This is a genomic window from Pseudarthrobacter sp. NPDC058329, from assembly GCF_042879835.1.
Classification (GTDB): domain Bacteria; phylum Actinomycetota; class Actinomycetes; order Actinomycetales; family Micrococcaceae; genus Arthrobacter.
Genome location: NZ_JBHVZR010000016.1, coordinates 75,137 through 89,783 on the forward strand (window position 1 = coordinate 75,137; position 14,647 = coordinate 89,783).

At 65.4% G+C, this 14,647-nt stretch carries 16 protein-coding genes, 6 tRNA genes and 1 riboswitch; of the genes, 15 read left to right on the plus strand and 7 right to left on the minus strand.

What is annotated here, in order from left to right; genetic code table 11:
* Positions 1-21 precede the first annotated feature (21 nt).
* Positions 22-1,059: a cell division protein ZapE gene (gene zapE / locus ACFVYC_RS17875; protein WP_387552762.1), complete on the plus strand. Its 1,038-nt coding sequence runs from the start codon at positions 22-24 to the stop codon at positions 1,057-1,059.
* 155 nt (positions 1,060-1,214) lie between these two features.
* On the opposite strand, the gene ACFVYC_RS17880 is transcribed toward zapE, so the two are convergent.
* The 6 genes from ACFVYC_RS17880 to ACFVYC_RS17905 form a co-directional block, all read right to left on the minus strand.
* Positions 1,215-1,469: an antitoxin gene (locus ACFVYC_RS17880; protein ID WP_307095343.1), complete on the minus strand. Its 255-nt coding sequence runs from the start codon at positions 1,467-1,469 to the stop codon at positions 1,215-1,217.
* Positions 1,470-1,651: 182 nt separating this feature from the next.
* Positions 1,652-1,723, minus strand: a tRNA-Val gene (locus tag ACFVYC_RS17885).
* A gap of 41 nt (positions 1,724-1,764) precedes the next feature.
* A tRNA-Gly gene (locus ACFVYC_RS17890) sits at positions 1,765-1,837 on the minus strand.
* 57 nt (positions 1,838-1,894) lie between these two features.
* A tRNA-Val gene (locus tag ACFVYC_RS17895) sits at positions 1,895-1,969 on the minus strand.
* A gap of 40 nt (positions 1,970-2,009) precedes the next feature.
* Positions 2,010-2,080 (minus strand) — tRNA-Cys (locus ACFVYC_RS17900).
* Positions 2,081-2,127: 47 nt separating this feature from the next.
* A tRNA-Gly gene (locus ACFVYC_RS17905) sits at positions 2,128-2,200 on the minus strand.
* A 350-nt stretch (positions 2,201-2,550) separates the two neighbouring features.
* On the opposite strand from ACFVYC_RS17905, the gene ACFVYC_RS17910 reads away from it, so the two are divergent.
* The 14 genes from ACFVYC_RS17910 to hisF all read left to right on the plus strand — a co-directional run bounded on the left by ACFVYC_RS17910 (position 2,551) and on the right by hisF (position 13,904).
* Positions 2,551-2,622 (plus strand) — tRNA-Val (locus tag ACFVYC_RS17910).
* 95 nt (positions 2,623-2,717) lie between these two features.
* Positions 2,718-3,578: a cytochrome gene (locus ACFVYC_RS17915; RefSeq protein WP_387552765.1), complete on the plus strand. Its 861-nt coding sequence runs from the start codon at positions 2,718-2,720 to the stop codon at positions 3,576-3,578.
* An 87-nt stretch (positions 3,579-3,665) separates the two neighbouring features.
* On the plus strand, positions 3,666-4,271 hold the full coding sequence (gene def, locus ACFVYC_RS17920) for a peptide deformylase (protein ID WP_387552766.1): 606 nt from the start codon (positions 3,666-3,668) through the stop codon (positions 4,269-4,271).
* Positions 4,268-5,188 carry a methionyl-tRNA formyltransferase gene (fmt, locus tag ACFVYC_RS17925; RefSeq protein ID WP_387552768.1) on the plus strand — a complete coding sequence of 307 codons (921 nt, stop codon included), beginning with the start codon at positions 4,268-4,270 and terminating at the stop codon, positions 5,186-5,188. The genes def and fmt overlap by 4 nt, the downstream gene beginning before the upstream one ends.
* Positions 5,185-6,825, plus strand: coding sequence for an RsmB/NOP family class I SAM-dependent RNA methyltransferase (locus ACFVYC_RS17930; protein ID WP_387552770.1), 1,641 nt, complete (start codon positions 5,185-5,187; stop codon positions 6,823-6,825). Before fmt ends, ACFVYC_RS17930 begins: the two co-directional genes overlap by 4 nt.
* Before the next feature lie 115 nt (positions 6,826-6,940).
* On the plus strand, positions 6,941-7,618 hold the full coding sequence (gene rpe / locus ACFVYC_RS17935) for a ribulose-phosphate 3-epimerase (protein WP_387552821.1): 678 nt from the start codon (positions 6,941-6,943) through the stop codon (positions 7,616-7,618).
* Between the two features lie 39 nt (positions 7,619-7,657).
* A riboswitch (FMN riboswitch) is annotated at positions 7,658-7,809 on the plus strand.
* Between the two features lie 174 nt (positions 7,810-7,983).
* Positions 7,984-9,099, plus strand: a complete 1,116-nt coding sequence (gene ribD, locus ACFVYC_RS17940; protein WP_387552772.1) for a bifunctional diaminohydroxyphosphoribosylaminopyrimidine deaminase/5-amino-6-(5-phosphoribosylamino)uracil reductase RibD — start codon at positions 7,984-7,986, stop codon at positions 9,097-9,099.
* Positions 9,099-9,743, plus strand: a complete 645-nt coding sequence (locus ACFVYC_RS17945; RefSeq protein ID WP_387552774.1) for a riboflavin synthase — start codon at positions 9,099-9,101, stop codon at positions 9,741-9,743. Before ribD ends, ACFVYC_RS17945 begins: the two co-directional genes overlap by 1 nt.
* Entirely contained in the window at positions 9,740-10,480 is a 741-nt protein-coding gene (ribB, locus tag ACFVYC_RS17950) for a 3,4-dihydroxy-2-butanone-4-phosphate synthase (protein WP_387552776.1), read from the plus strand. Before ACFVYC_RS17945 ends, ribB begins: the two co-directional genes overlap by 4 nt.
* A complete protein-coding gene (ribA, locus tag ACFVYC_RS17955) occupies positions 10,477-11,223 on the plus strand; it encodes a GTP cyclohydrolase II (RefSeq protein WP_387552777.1) in 747 nt (248 codons plus the stop codon). The genes ribB and ribA overlap by 4 nt, the downstream gene beginning before the upstream one ends.
* A gap of 50 nt (positions 11,224-11,273) precedes the next feature.
* Positions 11,274-11,759: a 6,7-dimethyl-8-ribityllumazine synthase gene (ribH, locus tag ACFVYC_RS17960; RefSeq protein WP_387552779.1), complete on the plus strand. Its 486-nt coding sequence runs from the start codon at positions 11,274-11,276 to the stop codon at positions 11,757-11,759.
* Between the two features lie 103 nt (positions 11,760-11,862).
* Positions 11,863-12,126 (plus strand): phosphoribosyl-ATP diphosphatase, encoded by a 264-nt coding sequence (locus ACFVYC_RS17965; RefSeq protein ID WP_015936881.1) that lies wholly within the window; start codon positions 11,863-11,865, stop codon positions 12,124-12,126.
* 91 nt (positions 12,127-12,217) lie between these two features.
* Positions 12,218-13,078 (plus strand): ATP phosphoribosyltransferase, encoded by an 861-nt coding sequence (gene hisG, locus ACFVYC_RS17970; protein ID WP_387552781.1) that lies wholly within the window; start codon positions 12,218-12,220, stop codon positions 13,076-13,078.
* 49 nt (positions 13,079-13,127) lie between these two features.
* On the plus strand, positions 13,128-13,904 hold the full coding sequence (gene hisF, locus ACFVYC_RS17975; protein ID WP_387552783.1) for an imidazole glycerol phosphate synthase subunit HisF: 777 nt from the start codon (positions 13,128-13,130) through the stop codon (positions 13,902-13,904).
* A 68-nt stretch (positions 13,905-13,972) separates the two neighbouring features.
* On the opposite strand, the gene ACFVYC_RS17980 is transcribed toward hisF, so the two are convergent.
* Complete coding sequence (locus ACFVYC_RS17980; RefSeq protein ID WP_387552823.1) at positions 13,973-14,617, minus strand: TIGR03085 family metal-binding protein; 645 nt, start codon at positions 14,615-14,617, stop codon at positions 13,973-13,975.
* Positions 14,618-14,647 lie beyond the last annotated feature (30 nt).

Here is a 14,647-nt window from a genome sequence, read left to right on the forward strand (position 1 = left end):
CCACCAGCAGAACGGACCACCTTGGTACAGATCGAACAGCTTGCCGCCCGAACTCCGTCAGTATCGGTGGACGAGCTCCTCAAGGGCTTCTTTCCCTCGCCGCGCTTTGGCAAAGTCTCCTTTGCGAGTTACCGCCCGGATCCCAAGCAGCCCAGCCAAGCTGCCGCCGTCCGGGCCCTTGAGGGGTTTGCCGGCGGCGTCGGGGCCAATGACGGAGGCGGGCTGTTCAAGAAACTGTTCGCGAAAAAGGACACGTCCCGCGCGGGCATCTACCTGGACGGCGGGTTCGGCGTGGGCAAGACCCACCTCCTGGCCTCGCTGTGGCACTCGGCGCCCGGGCCCAAGGCCTTCGGCACCTTTGTGGAGTACACCAACTTGGTGGGCGCCCTGTCCTTCCGCAAGACGGTGGACGCGCTGAGCAGTTACAAGCTCGTCTGCATTGACGAATTTGAGCTCGATGATCCGGGCGACACCGTGCTGATGTCGCGCCTCATGCGCGAACTTGCCGACGCCGGCGTGAAGCTGGCCGCCACCTCCAACACGCTGCCGGGCTCGCTGGGTGACGGCAGGTTCGCGGCAGTGGATTTCCAGCGCGAAATCCAGGTCCTCGCAGACCAGTTCGATGTTATTCGGATCGATGGGGAAGACTTCCGCCACCGCGGACTGCCGGCGGCACCATTGCCCTTGAAGAACAGCGAGCTCTCGGGTCACATGAAGGCTGAGTTCGACGGCAAGACCGTGGCACAGGACGAGTTCAGCACCCTCATCGCCCATCTTGCCGGCGTGCACCCGAGCCGCTACCGCCAGCTGATCGACGGAATCGACGGCGTGGTGTGGCGCAACGTGGACACCATCACCGAGCAGGCGGTGGCACTTCGGTTCGTGGTGCTGGCTGACCGGCTCTACGACAAAGACGTGCCGATCCTGGCCAGCGGCGTTCCCTTCGACAAGTTGTTCACCGAGGAAATGATGACGGGCGGCTACATGAAAAAGTACTTCCGCGCCGTCTCCCGCCTCACCGCCCTGGCCCGCGAGGGGCAGAACCACGAGCCGTCCTAGCTCGTCCCCGCAGCCGCCGCCCGCCGTCGTCCGTTCCTGAAGAGGCATGGAAGGCACATCCGGGCCGGCACTTTAAACGCCAAAGGTGCGGGTGCCGCCTCCCGGCGGGACCCGCACCCCGTTGACGTACTAGGGCAATGCCCTGGCCAAATCCTTTACGGAGCCTTGTCAACCGGCGGAACCGGGTTGACCGGCGGCACCTGCCCGGGGGCAGGTGCCTGGCCCGGAGTTCCGTTCTGGTCAATGAGCTTGGAAGCGCCATGCTGGATCTTGTCGACGTGACCTGAGTACTTGCCTCCGGTCTTGGTGTCGACGAAATCGCCGGCCTTGCTGATGCCGTTCTTGATGGCCTGCTCGTTGCCGCGGATAAGACCCTGAGCTTTGCCCTTTAGGTCGCCAATCAGTCCCACGAGCACCTCCCTTCAATCGCGGAGCCAGGTCGCTCCTCCGCATTCGATCCTAGCCCTGCCCGGGAGGCGTGCCAAGGAAATTGGGGGCTTTGGGCGTTCGCCGCTAGCGGATGCCCGCGCAAAGGAGGTTGAGGGGGCTGCGGCAGGGCAAGAAAAAAGCAGCTCCGGGGAGCTGCTGAATGTGGGCGATACTGGGTTCGAACCAGTGACCTCTTCCGTGTCAGGGAAGCGCGCTACCGCTGCGCCAATCGCCCGGAACCGGAAGTCCGGCTGATGGGATTGCAAGAAGTAAGAGAGCGGACGACGAGATTCGAACTCGCGACATCCACCTTGGCAAGGTGGTGCTCTACCAGCTGAGCTACGTCCGCATATGAAGCACGTTCCGGCCGGGGCCGGTGGTACTGCATAAAGCAAGTTTCCTTGCTTGGTGGGCGATACTGGGATCGAACCAGTGACCTCTTCCGTGTCAGGGAAGCGCGCTACCGCTGCGCCAATCGCCCATGTCTGTCCGGTATGAACCGGAAACCATGGTTTTCACCGAGGTGGGTACGGGATTCGAACCCGTGTAAACGGCTTTGCAGGCCGCTGCCTCGCCTCTCGGCCAACCCACCGTGTAAGCGCCGATTCAAAAGAACCTTTGCCGTGACAGTGTCCTGCGAGCGGACGACGAGATTCGAACTCGCGACATCCACCTTGGCAAGGTGGTGCTCTACCAGCTGAGCTACGTCCGCATTTTGGAGGGCCGATTCGCTGCCGTTCCCGGCATTTCCTCGCTTTCCAACGAGTAAAAACAATATAGGAGGTTCCGGGATTCTCCAAATCGGTCCGTGAATGTGTAGCAGCGAGGGCGCTGCTTCCCTGTGGTGGCGCGGATTTTCCCGAATTACAGGCGTGTAATTTTCGACGACGCCAGGCGGGCTTCCCGTCCGATGGGCGTCTGGGTGGGGAATCAGGGTGCGAATCAATAGGCTGTGGCTGCACCTTTTGTCCGGTTCTGCTGTTGGCGTTGAAGCGCCTTGGCCGGCAGGCTGACGCCGATTTCCGAAATGGCGGCAAGGTCCGCTAGCATTCAAGTGCATCAGGGCGATTGGCGCAGTGGTAGCGCGCTTCGTTCACACCGAAGAGGTCACTGGTTCGAACCCAGTATCGCCCACCGCATATTGGTCCGTTTCCGCTCATCCGCAGCGGAAACGGACCTTTTTTGTGCTCCCGGACATTCTGTCAGCCCCCTGTGAAAGAGTCTTTGTTATGACAGCTCCACTTCTTGCGCACGCCACGGAATACGGGCGGATGTATGCCCGGTCCACCTCTGAGCATTTCTCCGTGCCGTCCATCACCACGGTGATCGGCCAGCAGCCGCACGGACTTGACGGCTGGTTTGGATACATGGGGGCCAGCAGCCTGGCGAAGGATCCGCTGCTCGCCGATTGCCTGGGCAGCCCGGCCAAAATCAAGCAGGCCGTCAACCGTGCCGCCAAGGCCGCCGAAACGTACCGTGACGAGGCCGCCAGGCGTGGGGACCGCGTCCACCACTACTGTGAGCAGGTGGCCTTGCGTGCCCTCGGCCGGCCGCACGCCATGAAAGAAGCGCGGGAGGCCCTGGCTTCCAACGGGGAGGAAGCCTTTGCTGTTCGGTTCGATGAATGGTGGGAGCTCTTCCGGGTGGAACCCATTGCCCCTGAAATCACGGTCTGGAACAACGCCGTGGGTTACGCCGGCACGCTTGACCTGGTGGCCAGGATCAACGGGCGGGTCTGCCTGATCGACTACAAGACCAAGGGCACCACCCGTGACGGCCTGGTCAAGCCGCTGGACGACAAAGTGGTGATGCAGCTGGTGGCCGGGATGAAGGCCGAAGAGAGCTTGGTGGACCCGGTGGCGGGGACCTGGGAGCCCTGGAAGTACGGCGAAAACCCTGTCCTGCTGGCAGTGGCCATTGGCGAGACCGAGGTCCGCCCGGTCCGTGCCAACCCTGATGTCCTCAAACACCACTGGTGGAAGTTCTGCGCCCTGCGCCGCGTGTGGGAGCTGTCAGCGGACACCATTTCGGCAGGGGCAGCACTGTTGCCCATCGCCCCGCCGCCGCTCGCGCAAGTACAGCCCGCCTAAGCCTGCGGGAACGAAACCGCTTGGAGTTTCGTCTGCGCCTAAACTGGATTGGTCCCCTTTGCCGCCTACCGTAAGGAAAAACAGCACATGGCTATTCTGAATATCCGCATCATCGGCGATCCTGTGCTCCGCACAGTTGCCGATCCTGTGACGGAATTCGGACCTGAGCTGGCCAAGCTGGTGGCGGACATGACCGAGACCATGGAAGACGTGGATGGCGCAGGCCTCGCCGCGCCACAGATCGGCGTCAGCAAGCGGGTCTTTACCTACCGCATCGACGGCGTTGAAGGGCACATCATCAACCCCGTGCTGGAAAACAGCGACGATTTCCAGCCTGACCACGTGGAAGGCTGCCTGTCCATCCCCGGTCTCGGCTTCCCGGTGCGGCGTTTCCGCGCCACCCGCGTCTCCGGTGTGGACATGCACGGCAACCCGGTCGCCGTCGAGGGCGAGGGGATGCTGGCGCGCTGCTTCCAGCACGAAAACGACCACCTGGACGGCATCCTCTACACGGACAGGCTGGAGGGGGAGGACCGCAAAGCCGCCCTGCGCTCTATGCGCAACGCCAACTATGACTCCGTCACCGAACGGACCACCGCCAAGCGCGCCAAGACGGTCGGTTCAAGTTTTGGCGGCTCCAGTTTCGGCGGGGCATCGAGCTTCGGTGCCGGCGCGGATGGTGCCAACGGGTGAGGGTCCTGTTCGCGGGGACCCCCGCCGTCGCTGTCCCGTCACTCAATGCGCTCATTGAAGCAGGCTTCGAAGTGGTGGCGGTACTCACGAGGCCTGACGCTCCCATCGGTCGGAAGCGCGTCCTCACTCCCTCTCCGGTTGCCGCCCGGGCAGCCGAACTGGGGATCGCCGTCATCCACGCGGCCCGGATCGATGCGGACACCATCGCCCGAATCTCAGCCGTTGGCCCCGACGTGGCGGCGATTGTCGCGTACGGCGGGCTGGTTCCTTCCGCAGCGCTCGTGATTCCGCGGCACGGGTGGATCAACCTGCACTTTTCCCTCCTTCCTGCCTGGCGCGGTGCAGCGCCGGTGCAGCGGGCAGTGATGGCCGGTGACGACGTCACCGGTGCCGTGACTTTCCAGCTGGAGGAAGGCCTGGATACCGGACCTGTCTTCGGAACTTTGACGGAATCGGTGGGGCCGGAAGACACCGCCGGTGAACTGCTGGAACGGCTGTCCCACAGCGGAGCCGTTCTCCTCACTCAAACGCTGTCCGCCGTAGAGGCCGGCAAGGCCGCCGCTGTCCCACAAACCGGTGAGGTCTCCCTGGCCCCTAAACTGACCCTTGATGATGGCCGGCTCGACTGGAAACACCCGGCCCTGGCCATCGGCCGGCAAGCGCGCGGTGTCACTCCCGAGCCGGGAGCATGGACAATGTTGGACGGCCAGCGCCTCAAGCTGGAACCAGTCCGGTTGCGCCCCGACGTTCCCGGGTTGGCGCCAGGGTCCCTGTCCCTTCACGGCAAAAGCGTGCTGGTGGGAACCGGCTCGCACGGCGTGGAGCTGACCCGGGTCCAGCCTGCGGGCAAAAAAATGATGGCCGCTGCTGATTGGGCACGCGGCATGGCTTCCCTTGAAAGCGTGGTGTTCGAATGAGCGGTTCCGGCGGCAATCAGGGTGGTGGCGGCAACGCCGGGCGCGGAAGCTCAGGCGGCGGGCAGCCCGGAAGGGGAAGCGGAGCCGGAGGCGGCGGCCGCGGCAACGGCGGGCCCCGCGATTCCAGTACCCGAAACGCCAAGGGCAGGGAACGCAACCGCAGCTCCCAGCGCAGCTTCACGGACAACACTCCTTCGCAGCGCACCCGCAGGGCGGATCCCGCCCGGCTGGTGGCGTTCGAGGTCCTCCGGGCCGTCGCTGCCGAAGACGCGTACGCCAACCTGGTGCTGCCGGCCCGCATCCGGCACCACGGGCTCGACAAGCGGGACGCCGGCTTCGCCACAGAACTCAGCTACGGGGCCCTCCGCGGACAGGGAACCTACGACGCCATCCTGGCCCGATGCGTCGACCGGCCGCTGGACCAGCTGGACCCGGCCATCCTTGACGCCCTTCGAATCGGCGCGCATCAGCTGCTGGCCATGCGGGTCCCGGCTCACGCCGCACTGGACCAGACCGTAGGCCTGGCCCGCGCAGTGATCGGCGCGGGTCCCTCTGCCCTCATCAACGCTGTCCTCCGGAAGACCACTGCGCACACTCTTGAGGAGTGGCTGGAGCAGCTGGTCGCCGGGGAAGACGACGAGACCAAGGTGGCGTCACTCCGCTATGCGCATCCCGAGTGGATCGTCCGCGCCATGCGCCAGTCCCTCGTGGCGCACGGACGCCCAGCGTCAGAAATCAACGATCTATTGGAGGCCGACAACGCCGCGCCGGTGGTGAACCTGGTGGCCCTGCCCGGAATCGGAAGCCTTAACGAGGCCCTGGAAAACGGTGCCACCCCCGGCGAACTCGTGGAAGGTTCGGCGCTCTCCAGCGGCGGGGACCTGGGCCGGCTCGCGTCGGTACGGGAAGGGAGCACCCGGGTGCAGGACGTCGGCTCCCAGCTGGTGGCCCGCGCCATGGCCGCGGTTGACCTTGGCGGGCACCGTACCGGTGGCGCAGCCGATGGGGCTGAAGGAGCAGACGCTGCTGAAGGCCCTGCCGAGGCCTGGCTGGACCTGTGCGCCGGGCCGGGAGGAAAGGCAGCACTGTTGGGTGCGCTGGCAAGCCAGAGGGGCGCCACCTTGCTGGCGAACGAGCCTGCGCCGCACCGCGCCAAGCTGGTGAGCCAGGCTCTTTCGGCCGTGCCGCGGGAAACCTGGCAGGTCCGCACTGGCGACGGCCGGGAGGTAGGGACGGAGAAGCCGGAATCCTTCGACCGGGTACTCGTGGACGTCCCCTGCAGTGGGCTTGGCGCGCTGCGGCGGCGGCCGGAGTCCCGCTGGCGCCGCACGCCCAAGGATCTTGCAGACCTTGGACCGCTCCAGCGCGACCTCCTCAAGTCGGCTCTGGCGGCAGTGCGCCCCGGGGGAGTGGTGGCCTACGTGACCTGCTCGCCCCACCCGGCCGAAACCACGGCTGTGGTCGCCGACGCACTCCGCAAACGGGATGACCTCGAACTGCTTGAGGCCGGCGAGGCACTTGACAGCGTCAGCCTGACCGGAAGCCTCGGCGCCGGGCACGAGTCAACCGCCCAGCTGTGGCCCCACGTCCACGGAACGGACGCCATGTTCCTGGCCCTGATCCGCAAGAAGCCCTGATACGCAACAGCACTGACCACCAATAGCCCTGACCACCAATAGCCCTGATCCGACAACAGCCTCCGGCCCGCCAAGGCCGTGAACGGCAAAGACCTGCCCCGTGAAAGGTTCCCCTGTGACGCAATGCTGCATCAACCCGAGCATCCTGTCGGCCGACTTCGTCAACCTCGAGGCTGAACTGCAGCGCATCAGCAACGCGGATGCGGTTCATGTGGACGTGATGGACAACCACTTCGTGCCCAACCTCACCCTGGGGCTGCCGGTGGTTCAGCGGATCCAGGCCGTAAGCCCGGTTCCCCTCGACGCGCACCTGATGATTGCTGACGCCGACCGCTGGGCACCCGGGTTTGCCGACGCGGGCCTGGCATCAGTGACCTTCCACGCCGAGGCTGCCATTGCCCCCATCAAGCTAGCCCGCGAACTGCGCGCCAGGGGCGCAAAGGCAGGAATGGCCCTTCGTCCCGGGACGCCCGTGGAACCGTACCTGGACATGCTCTCCGAGTTGGACATGCTGCTGATCATGACGGTGGAGCCCGGTTTCGGCGGCCAGGCGTTCCTGGACGTAACCCTGCCGAAGATCCGCCGCGCCCGGAAAGCCATCGACGGCTCGGGGATAGGCGTGGCAATCCAGGTGGACGGCGGCATCACCGAGGAGACCATCACCCGCGCCGCGGAGGCGGGCGCCAACGTCTTCGTCGCGGGCTCGGCCGTCTACGGTGCAGAAGATCCGGCGGCGGCTATCCACCGGCTCCGCGAAGCAGGAAGTCAAAAGTTACGCTCAGCGGCGGAATAGCCGGGAGCAGTACGCCGTTATGGCACAATAGCTACACACATACGTGCTCCGGGGTCGGTGTAAGTCCGAACCGGCGGTGACAGTCCGCGACCCGCGAGCCGGCGGTTTTCCCTTGGGAGAATCCCGGCGGACGGTTGAACCGGTGAAATTCCGGTACCGACAGTTAAAGTCTGGATGAGAGAAGCACGTACAGCTGTTTTCTGCGGCGTCCTTGGACGCCGCGGCCTTCTGCTGTCGTATACCCCCGGAGCCATCGCGGTTCTAGAGGGAAGGAACGACACCAGCACAATGAACCTGCTGCGATGGCTCTTAGACGCCACAACTCCTGCTGCCATACCTGGCAGTACAACCATCGAGGCTCCAGCATGACGGCCGGAGTCGTTACAGCTTTTACTGCCGCCGAGACCACTGCGATGGACACCGCGCTGAAGGCTGCCCACCGCGGTCCCCGTGGGGCCAATCCCCTGGTGGGCGCCGTCGTCGTCGATTCCGGCGGCCGCGAGCTCGTCACCGGTTTCCACCGCGGCGCAGGCACCCCCCACGCCGAGGCGGACGCAATTGCGCAGGCGGCCGCCGCCGGGCTCGATCTTTCCGGCTGCACCATGATGGTGACCCTGGAGCCCTGCAACCACATCGGCCGCACCGGACCGTGCGCCCAGGCGATCATCGCCGCAGGAATAACGGACGTGGTTTACGCCGTTGATGATCCCCACGACCCCGCGGCAGGCGGTGCCGCCACTCTTCGGGAAGCGGGCATACGCGTCCGCAGCGGACTCGGCGCCGGCGAAGCACTCGACCTGAACCGGCACTGGTTCGAGGCAGTGGCCGCCAAACGTCCGTTCGTCACGCTGCACATCGCGCAGACCCTGGACAGCCGGATCGCGGCAGAAGACGGTACCAGCCAGTGGATTTCCAGTCCCGAGTCCCTGGCCGACAACCACGGCATCCGGGGCCGCATCGATGCCATCCTCGTGGGAACCCAGACTGTGCTGGTGGACGATCCCCGCCTCACTGCCCGTGACACCACAGGAACGCCGGCGGCGAAGCAACCCTTGAGGGCCGTGATGGGACTGCGGGACATTCCGGCAGGCGCCGCCATCCACGGGAACGACGGCCTGGCAACGCACCTGCCCACCCGCGATCCCCACGAAGCGTTGTCCAGCCTCTACGGGTCCGGGATCCGCCACGTGATGGTCGAGGGGGGATCGCGCATCCTCAGCGCCTTCCTCGCGGCAGGCCTCGTTGACGAACTCGTTGTCTACCTGGCCCCCACCTTGCTTGGCTCGGGCACCCCCGCGCTGACCGGCCTGGGAATTACTACCCTCACCGATGCGCAGCACTGGGAATGGGACCCGTCCGACGGCGGCGCGGTCCGAACGCTGGGCCGGGACCTCAGACTCCACCTTCGACCGCAACGCGCTGTTGCCCTAGACCCACAACCGTCCCGCAGTACCGCGGAGCAAGCCCAGGGAGGCTACTGATGTTTACCGGAATTATTGCCGAGCAAGGGCACGTTTTGTCCGTCGAGAGGGATGGCGATGCCAGCGCCACCGTCAGGCTGCACGCCCCCGGCACCACGGAAGGCCTCGCCCTGGGCGGGTCCATTGCCGTCAACGGCGTTTGCCTCACCGCCACCGAAATAGACGGCAAGGAATTCAGCGTGGACGTGATGGGGGAGACCCTCGTCCGCAGCACCATCGGCGAGCTGGCCCCGGGAGACGCCGTCAACCTGGAGCGTTGCGTCCCGGCGGGCGGAAGGCTGGACGGGCACGTGGTGCAGGGCCACGTGGACGGCGTCGGCGTTCTGCTTGAACGCGAACCCCTCGGAAACTGGGAAAGGCTTCGGTTCGGGGTGCCCGCCAACCTGGCCCGCTACATTGCGGAAAAGGGATCCATTGCCATTGACGGCGTCTCCCTCACCGTCACGGCCGTCAGCCGCGCAGCCGAACAGAGCCCCTGGTTTGAGGTGGGACTCATCCCCACAACCCTGGCCGAAACGGGTCTCGGCGCCAAAAGCACCGGCAGCCGGGTGAATTTGGAAGTAGACGTCCTGGCCAAGTACACCGAACGCCTGCTGGCGTTCAGCACCCCGACTCCCGCCGCTGTTGAAGAAGGAACACGATGAACGCCGCAGTCCGGTTCGAGCCCGAGGTGGCTCCCGCCGCCGTTCCCAATACCCAGGACGTGGCCGCTGCGCCGCTGGACTCCATTGAGGAAGCAGTCCGGGCCATCGCGGCCGGCCGGCCGGTCCTGGTGGTGGATAACGAGGACCGGGAAAATGAGGGCGACATTATTTTTGCGGCCCGGCACGCCACCCCCGCGCTGATGGGCTGGACCATCCGGTACAGCTCCGGCGTCATCTGCGTTCCGGTGTCCGGCGACCGCGCAGACGCGCTGGCCCTCCCTCCCATGGTTGAAGTCAACGAGGATGCAAAGGGCACGGCATACACCGTTTCCTGCGACGCCGCCACGGGGGTCAGCACCGGTATTTCCGCAACGGACCGGGCCCTGACGGCCAGGGTCCTCGCGGATCCGCAGTCCGGACCGTCCTCCCTGACCCGCCCCGGGCATATTTTTCCGCTTCGCGCGGTTGACGGTGGTGTGCGGGAACGTCCTGGCCACACCGAGGCAGCCGTCGACCTGTGCCGCCTGGCCGGCCTGGAAGCTGCGGCTGTGATTGCCGAAGTTGTCTACGATGACGGTGAAATGATGCGGCTGGACGGGCTCCGTGCCTTCGCTGCTGAGCACGGATGCCCCCTGATCTCCATTGCAGACCTGGTGGCCTACCTTGAGGCGGCAGGCACATTGGCTGACGGCAATACCCGGGCAGGACGCCAGGGCGGAGAAGAGGAGATACGATGACGGCTTCCGGAGCTTCGGGGAACGGCCACCACAAAGCCGATTCAGGCAACGGCCACCACCAGGCTGAATCAGGCACCGGGCGTGTGCCCCATCCCGTCAGTGGCGGCCCGATCGTGCAGCTGCCCACGGCTTTTGGTGACTTCGTCGCCCAGGCCTGGACCGACCTGGTCACCGGCGCCGAGCACCTGGCCGTCAGTTCCCCCAATCCGCCCACCAACGGCAAAGCACCCTTGGTCCGGCTGCACTCAGAGTGCCTCACGGGCGACGTCTTTGGTTCCTACCGGTGCGACTGCGGCGAGCAGCTGGCATATGCGCTGGAAATGATCCGCGAAGAAGGCGGAACCCTGCTGTACCTGCGCGGCCAGGAAGGCAGGGGCATCGGCCTCGCCAACAAGATCAAGGCCTACGCGCTCCAGGAGGCCGGCTTCGACACCGTTGAAGCCAACGAACAGCTCGGGCTGCCGGTGGACGCCCGCTGCTACAAGGCAGCTGCGCAGGTCCTCGCGGAAATGGGACTGCACGAGGTCCGGCTCCTGAGCAACAATCCGGACAAGCAGAACAGGCTGGCCAAGGCCGGTGTGAAAGTCGTTGAGATGGTCCCCACCGAGGTCCCGTCCCGCGACCAGAACATCCGGTACCTGCAGACCAAAAAGGACCGCATGGAGCACCGCCTGGTGCTCGACTCCCACGTGGGCGGCGCAGTGCCGGTCACCACCCCGGACTTTGACCACGAGCAAGACTGACTCACCAGCACACTGACTAACAACAAAACTGAACGGAACAGCACTGACTTATGAGCGGACACGGCGCCCCCGACATTGACCTGACCACCCTCAACCCGGCCGAAACATCCCAGCTGCGGCTGGCCATCGTTGCAGCCAGCTGGCACACGCAGATCATGGACGGCCTCCTCGACGGCGCCCTTCGCGCTGCCAAGGACGCCGGCATCGCAGAGCCCACAGTCCTGCGGGTCCCGGGCAGCTTCGAATTGCCGGTCGCAGCTGCCAGACTGGCACCGCACTTTGACGCCGTGGTGGCCCTCGGCGTCGTGATCCGCGGCGGCACGCCGCACTTTGAATACGTCTGCCAGGCCGCGACGTCGGGACTCACCGACGTCAGTGTCCGCACCGGCGTCCCTGTGGGCTTCGGCGTCCTCACCTGCGACACCGAGCAGCAGGGCCTGGACCGCGCCGGCCTTCCCGGCTCGAAGGAAGACAAGGGCCACGAGGCAGTGACCGCGGCGCTGGCCACCGCCGTCGTGCTGAAGCAGTACAGCTAGCAGACAGCCGGCCGGCGGGCGCGGTGTGTGTTCACTCACATCGCGCCCGTCATGCAACGGCCCGACAGGCGCCCTGCGGGCCGCAGCAAGTAGGCTGGAGGGCGTGAAGAATTTCGAGACGCTGTTCGCTGAACTCAGCGAGAAGGCAGCCACCCGCCCGGAAGGCTCCCGCACCGTCGCTGAATTGGACTCCGGTGTCCATGGCATCGGCAAGAAAGTCGTTGAAGAAGCAGCTGAAGTATGGATGGCTGCCGAATATGAATCCGATGAAGCGGCGGCCGAGGAAATTTCCCAGCTGCTGTACCACCTGCAGGTTCTGATGCTCGCCAAAGGCCTGACCCTGGAAGACGTCTACAAGCATCTGTAGCCACCGGTCCGGCGCGCCCTGAGCCGCCGGTGCCCGCCGTGGCCTGCATTGCCTGAACACCTAGACATTTTCGAATCCAGAAAGATTTCCCATGCTGCGAGTTGCCGTCCCCAATAAGGGCTCCCTGTCCGAAGCCGCCTCCGCGATGCTTTCCGAAGCCGGTTACCGCCAGCGCCGCGATACCCGTGAGCTGGTGATGGTGGACCCGGACAACGACATCGAATTCTTCTTCCTCCGCCCCCGCGACATCGCGGTCTACGTCGGCCAGGGAACGCTCGACGTCGGCATCACCGGACGCGACCTGCTGCTGGACGCGGAGGTGGAAGCCGAGGAGCTGCTCCCGTTGGGATTCGCCGCCTCCACCTTCCGCTTCGCCGGGCCGGTAGGGGACTTCGCCAAGGTTGAGGAGCTTGAAGGCAAGCGGCTGGCCACCAGCTATGACGGACTGCTCCGCGGCTACCTCGCCGAACGTGGCGTCAACGCCAAGGTGGTCCGCCTGGACGGCGCCGTGGAGTCCTCGGTCCGGCTGGGCGTTGCAGACGCCATCGCGGACGTCGTCGAAACCGGCAACACCCTTAAGGCCGCCGGTATGGAGATTTTTGGCGAACCGATCCTGAAGTCAGAGGCCGTGCTGATCCGCCGCACTGGCGACGGCGGCGCCGCTAACGGCACGGCCAAGGAGATTGAGGTCCTGATCCGCCGCCTGCAGGGTGTCCTCGTGGCCCGCCAGTACGTCCTGATGGACTACGACATCCGCAAGGAACTCGTGGAACAGGCTGCCGCTCTCACCCCCGGGCTCGAATCGCCTACGGTCTCGCCGCTGCGGGACTCGGACTGGGTTGCCGTCCGGTCCATGGTGCCCAAGCGGGAAACCAACCGGATCATGGATGAGCTGTACGACCTCGGCGCCCGCGCCATCCTGGTCAGCAGCATCCACGCCTGCCGCATCTGATCCCGCCCGCACAGCATCACTCCCGCACCACAGAATTCCAGGAGTTCCCATGGCAGTAGCCGTACGCGTCATTCCCTGCCTCGACGTGGACGCCGGGCGCGTCGTCAAGGGTGTTAACTTCGAGGGCCTCCGCGACGCCGGCGACCCCGTGGAGCTCGCCCACCGCTACGACAACGCCGGCGCGGACGAACTGACGTTCCTGGACGTCACGGCATCCTCCGGCAACCGCGAAACCACCTTCGACGTGGTCCGCCGGACCGCCGAGGAAGTGTTTATTCCGCTGTGCGTGGGCGGCGGCGTCCGTGGTGTGGCAGAGGTGGACAAGCTGCTCCGCTTCGGCGCGGACAAAGCCTCCATCAACACCGCAGCAGTGGCCCGCCCGGACGTCATTGACGAGATCACCAGGCACTTCGGTTCCCAGGTCCTTGTCCTGTCCGTCGATGCCCGCCGCACCCGTCCGGGGTCCCGGCCCACGGCATCGGGATTTGAAGTCACCACCCACGGCGGGCGCACCGGCACGGGAATTGACGCCATTGCCTGGGCCAAGGAAGCGGCGGACCGCGGAGTGGGGGAGATCCTGCTCAACTCCATCGACGCCGACGGCACCAAGGACGGCTTCGACCTGGAACTCATCAGCCTGGTCCGGGCCGCCGTCAACGTGCCCATCATCGCTTCCGGCGGCGCAGGGGAACCGGCGCACTTCCCGCCCGCAGTCGCAGCCGGCGCGGACGCAGTGCTGGCAGCATCCATCTTTCACTGGGGCCCGGATGACATGATGTCGCAGGTCAAGAAAGCGATCCGCGAAGCAGGCTTCGAAGTCCGCTGACACCCATCTGACTCGCAATTGTTGTCGTTTTGAGCGCTCATAACGACAACAACTGCGAGTCAGTTGCGTTAAAGCCCGACTTCGGCTGACTGGAGAAGCGCGACGGCGTCCGGCTGGCCTTCGAAGGTGACCAGAGCGTGGCGCGTGCGGCCATGGGCGTGCATCAGCAGTTCCCCCGGCTCGCCAACGATGGCCACCGAAACGGGGGCGCGCTTGGCAACATGCCGTGGTCCGGAAGGCCGGACCAGCACGATGCCCAGATCGACTCCCCGGTACAGGATCGCGGCACGCTTGACGAGTTCATCCCAGAGGGCGTCTGAATAGGCTTCATCCAGTGCCCTTGGCGCCCAACGGTCCACTGCGCGCCGCACGTCTTCGGTGTGGACAAAGTACTCAATGAGGTTGGCGCTCTCGTCCAGTCCCTTGATCTTCATGGGCGAAAGAACAGGCGGCCCGGCGCGGAAGGTATTCACCAGCCGGGCGTAAGCCTCGGCCGTGGTCAACTTCGCGGCCAGCTTGGCGGTGGCCTGGTCTGACGCCTTCGCCAGGCGCTTGATGATCAGGCCCAGTCCCACGGCGGCTTTGCGTTCGCGCAGGTAAAGGTGCGCGGCAAGGTCCCTGGTGCGCCAGCCCTTGCAGAGCGTGGGCGCGTCAGGGCCGGCCGCAAGGAGGGTTTCGGCCAGGACTTCTCGGGACGGGTCGACGAAATGCATCACTTGTGAAACTAGCACGAGAGCCGCGCA